Annotated in this window: 4 protein-coding genes; 1 reads left to right on the top strand and 3 read right to left on the bottom strand. The window is 60.5% G+C overall.

Going from position 1 to position 3,976, the window contains the following annotated elements:
* From NW819_RS09115 to NW819_RS09125, 3 genes are all read right to left on the bottom strand, one after another.
* A partial coding sequence (locus NW819_RS09115) for a succinate dehydrogenase/fumarate reductase iron-sulfur subunit (protein ID WP_414413549.1) occupies window positions 1-817 on the bottom strand: 817 nt, incomplete at its 3' end.
* Window positions 818-876: 59 nt separating this feature from the next.
* Complete coding sequence (locus NW819_RS09120; protein ID WP_414400454.1) at window positions 877-1,644, bottom strand: MlaE family lipid ABC transporter permease subunit; 768 nt, start codon at window positions 1,642-1,644, stop codon at window positions 877-879.
* Window positions 1,645-1,654: 10 nt separating this feature from the next.
* Window positions 1,655-2,329 carry a GerMN domain-containing protein gene (locus NW819_RS09125; protein WP_414413550.1) on the bottom strand — a complete coding sequence of 225 codons (675 nt, stop codon included), beginning with the start codon at window positions 2,327-2,329 and terminating at the stop codon, window positions 1,655-1,657.
* Between the two features lie 189 nt (window positions 2,330-2,518).
* Between NW819_RS09125 and atpD the strand changes: the two genes are divergently transcribed.
* Window positions 2,519-3,952 (top strand): F0F1 ATP synthase subunit beta, encoded by a 1,434-nt coding sequence (gene atpD / locus NW819_RS09130; protein ID WP_011434062.1) that lies wholly within the window; start codon window positions 2,519-2,521, stop codon window positions 3,950-3,952.
* Window positions 3,953-3,976: the final 24 nt, after the last annotated feature.

Below are 3,976 nucleotides of genomic sequence, written 5' to 3' on the forward strand. Positions count from 1 at the left end.
ACTCCGTCCGAATAGCGCGAACAGCGTGCTGGCGGGAACGGTCGGTGGGCAGAGCAGCGGTCTTGTCTGCATGGCGGGAGAGGATCCCCTGTTTGAGTTCGGTGATTTGATCCAGAGGTGCCACGCCCATCGGGCAGACGCTGTTGCAGTTCCAGCAGCGGGTACAGCCCCAGACACCAGCCAAGCTATCCAGAGCCTGCAGGCGTTGTTCCCGTTGGCTGTCGCGGCTGTCTTGGACGAGGCGGTTGGCTCTGGCCAGAGCATGGGGGCCGACAAACTCTGGGTTCACCTCTTTGGCATTGCAATCGGAATAGCAGGCCCCGCAGAGAATACAGCCACCGGCAGCGTTGAGATGTTCCCGTTCGGCAGGCAACTGCAAAAATTCTCGCTCCGGGATGCGACGCCCCGCCGTGCTGACAAAGGGATCCACCCGGCTGAGATCGTTCCAGAAGGGCTGCATATCCACCACCAGATCCCGCAGAACGGGCAGGTTTCCCAGAGGGCCGATGCGAATAGGCTGCGGCTGGGGGCTGCGGGGATCCAGCTCTTCGCCCACATGTCGGCCACAAGCCAAGGCTGCCCTACCGTTGATGCGCATGGCGCAACTGCCACAGATGGTGTTGCGGCAGTTTTTGCGGAAGGCCAAGCTGCCATCCTGCTCCCACTTGATCTGGTTGAGGCAATCGAGAATGGTGGCGCCAGGGGATGTCTCCAGCCAGAAGGACTGCCAGCGGGGCGGCTCCGGCGGCAACTGTCGGAAAATCTGAAATTCTACTCGCAAAGTGCTCTGCACCGCTGAAGGGAAAGGGGATCCCATCCTAGCTCTCTCCCTATTGCTCCGCAACGCTCGCGCGAACAACGCGATAGCAGAAGTGGCTACAGCGCGCGGCTGAGGGCGCTCCCCGGCCCCTGAAACAACAGCCAAGAAATAAGGAAGTTGGTGACAAACACGCCCAGCAGCGCCGTAACCACTGCATCGGTGGTGGAGCGACCCACCCCCTTGGCTCCCCCGCTGGTGGAAAGGCCCCAGTTGGAGCCAACAATGGCGATCAAAGACCCAAACACCATCGCCTTAAAACAACAGACGAGCAAATCCCAGGAGCTCAGAAGGGTTTGCGCCGAGTTGAGAAACACTGCAGGAGAGATGTTGTAGGCCGAAGCGCAGATGATCATCCCCCCCACCAGCCCCGTCAGCAGGGAGAGGATGGTGAGCACCGGCAGCATCAGCCCCGCAGCCAGCACCCGCGGGATCACCAGATAATCCACCGGATCGGTGCGCAACAACAGCAAAGCGTCGATCTGCTCCGTGACCTTCATGGTGCCCAGCTCGGCGGCAAAGGCGGATCCCACCCGTCCGGCCAAGATCACCGCCGTCACCACCGGTGTCAGCTCGCGAGCAAGGGCAATCGCCAAAACTCCCCCAATTAGGGAGGAAGCGCCAAAGTTGATGAACTCCCGCGCCAACTGGATGGTGAAAACGCCGCTGATCACCACCGCCGTAATCAGAACAATCAGCAGCGACTCCAGCCCTACCGCCGAAAGCTGATCCAGGGTGTTGCGGCGATGGATACGACCCCGCATCAGATGCAGAATCACCTGACCGGTCAGGAGAAAACTGCTGCCCACTCGCTGGAACCAGTTCATGGTTTCCGCCTCAAGAGGCCGTTATCGCTAGGCGACGCTTTGGCGACTGCATCAGCGAGACCGAGTCCTTTGGGGTTGTCGGCTCCGCCTCAGGTTCTGCCGGCAGTTGAAAGCCGGGCACAAACGAGGCCCGTGTCAGGGGTTGATCCAGGATCAGCCCCTCTCCCCCCAGCACTTCTAGGGCACGGCCTTCCACCGAGATCCAAACCCGGGCGCCGGGGTTTTGGCTGGTGGCGGTGTAGAGCACCTGCGCAATCCGGCTCATCATCGCCGTGGCTCCCCCCCCCTGGGTAAACTCTGGGGAAAAATTGAGAAAAATATCGTCACCTTCCACCCGCACATCCAACACCCGCGTCTGGGGTGGAATGGCGCTGGTAAGGTGGGGATCCCTGGGGCCGGCAATCAGCTCCTCCAGAGCCAGGCGGATGGCTTCCTGAGCGTCGAAGGCGCGAACCGTGCGCTCTTGCTGCACATAGTAAATGGAGTTGTCGGCACTGGTCAGCCAATACAAGGAAAGCGTCTGCCGCGGCCCAATGGTGTACCACCAGGCTGCCCCCATCGCCCCCAGCCCCAGCAAAAAGCCGAGGATCCCCAGTTGTAGGGCCCGGCCCCGACGCGGGCGGGAACGCCGTCCTCCCAACCTAACGGAGCTGAGCTGTGCAATACGGCCTCCGTAGTGGCTCATCGCTGGCAACCCCCTGTCTTACCTAGCTCTAGGGTAGCGAAGAAAAGCCCACTCTGCCGGGGATCCCCCATAGGCTGGACAGGCAAAAGTGCGGCAGCAACTGGGATCCCTTTATTTGTATGATGATAATGATTTACACCCGGCATTGCTGAGTCGATAACTGAGCACACAAGGAGCTGAGCCTCAATCATGGTTACTGCCACCGCTACTGCCACCAATGTTGGCTACATCACTCAGGTCATTGGGCCTGTGATCGACGCCGAGTTTCCCAGCGGCAAGCTGCCCGAAATCTACAATGCCCTCAAGGTGGAGGGCACAACCGAAAGCGGCCTGAAGGTTAACGTCACCTTTGAGGTGCAGCAGCTTTTGGGGGATAACCGCGTGCGTGCGGTGGCCATGTCCTCGACCGACGGCCTGGTGCGGGGCATGCCGGTGGTGGATACGGGCGCTCCGATTACTGTGCCGGTCGGGCAGCCCACCCTGGGGCGCATTTTCAATGTGCTGGGAGAGCCGGTTGACCAAGGAGAGCCCGTTCAAGCCCAAGAATTTGCCCCCATCCACCGCAGTGCGCCTCCACTTGTCGATTTGACGATTAAGCCAGAGCCCTTTGAAACCGGCATCAAGGTGATTGACCTGCTGGCCCCCTTCAAAAAGGGGGGCAAGGTGGGCCTGTTTGGCGGTGCCGGCGTCGGCAAGACAGTGCTCATCCAGGAGCTGATCCACAACATCGCTGAGGAGCACTCTGGCCTATCGGTGTTTGCGGGCGTGGGAGAGCGCACCCGCGAGGGCAATGACCTCTACAACGAGATGAAAGAATCCGGTGTGCTGGACAAAGTGGCGCTGGTCTATGGCCAGATGAACGAGCCACCGGGTGCCCGCATGCGGGTTGGCCTGACTGCCCTGACCATGGCAGAGTACTTCCGCGACGTTAACAAGCAGGACGTGCTGCTGTTCATCGACAATATCTTCCGCTTTGTGCAGGCCGGGTCGGAAGTGTCGGCGCTGTTGGGTCGCATGCCCTCGGCGGTGGGTTACCAGCCCACCTTGGCTACCGAAATGGGCAACCTGCAAGAGCGCATCACCTCTACCAAGCAGGGATCCATCACCTCGGTGCAGGCGGTGTATGTGCCTGCTGACGACTTGACGGATCCGGCCCCAGCAACCACCTTTGCCCACCTTGACTCGACGGTGGTATTGTCCCGCAGCTTGGCAGCCAAGGGTATCTATCCGGCGGTGGATCCCCTGGATTCCTCTTCCACCATCCTGCAGGCGGACATTGTGGGCGAAGAGCACTACAACACCGCCCGGGCAGTGAAGCAAACGCTGCAGCGCTACAAAGAGCTGCAAGATATCATCGCCATCCTGGGGCTGGACGAGCTGTCGGAAGAGGACAAGCTGGTGGTGGCCCGCGCCCGCCGCATCGAGCGTTTCCTGTCCCAGCCGTTCTTCGTGGCGGAGGTATTCACCGGCTCCCCCGGCAAGTATGTGAAATTGGCAGACACCATCAAGGGCTTTCAGCGCATTTTGTCGGGGGAATTGGACAATCTGCCGGAGCAAGCCTTCTACTTGGTGGGCACCATCGAAGAGGCCATCGAGAAAGCCGAGAAGCTCAAGTCCAAGTGATCCCTCACCCCCAGCCCCTTTCCC

The organism is Synechococcus sp. R8-2 (assembly GCF_047461715.1).
Classification (GTDB): domain Bacteria; phylum Cyanobacteriota; class Cyanobacteriia; order Thermostichales; family Thermostichaceae; genus Thermostichus.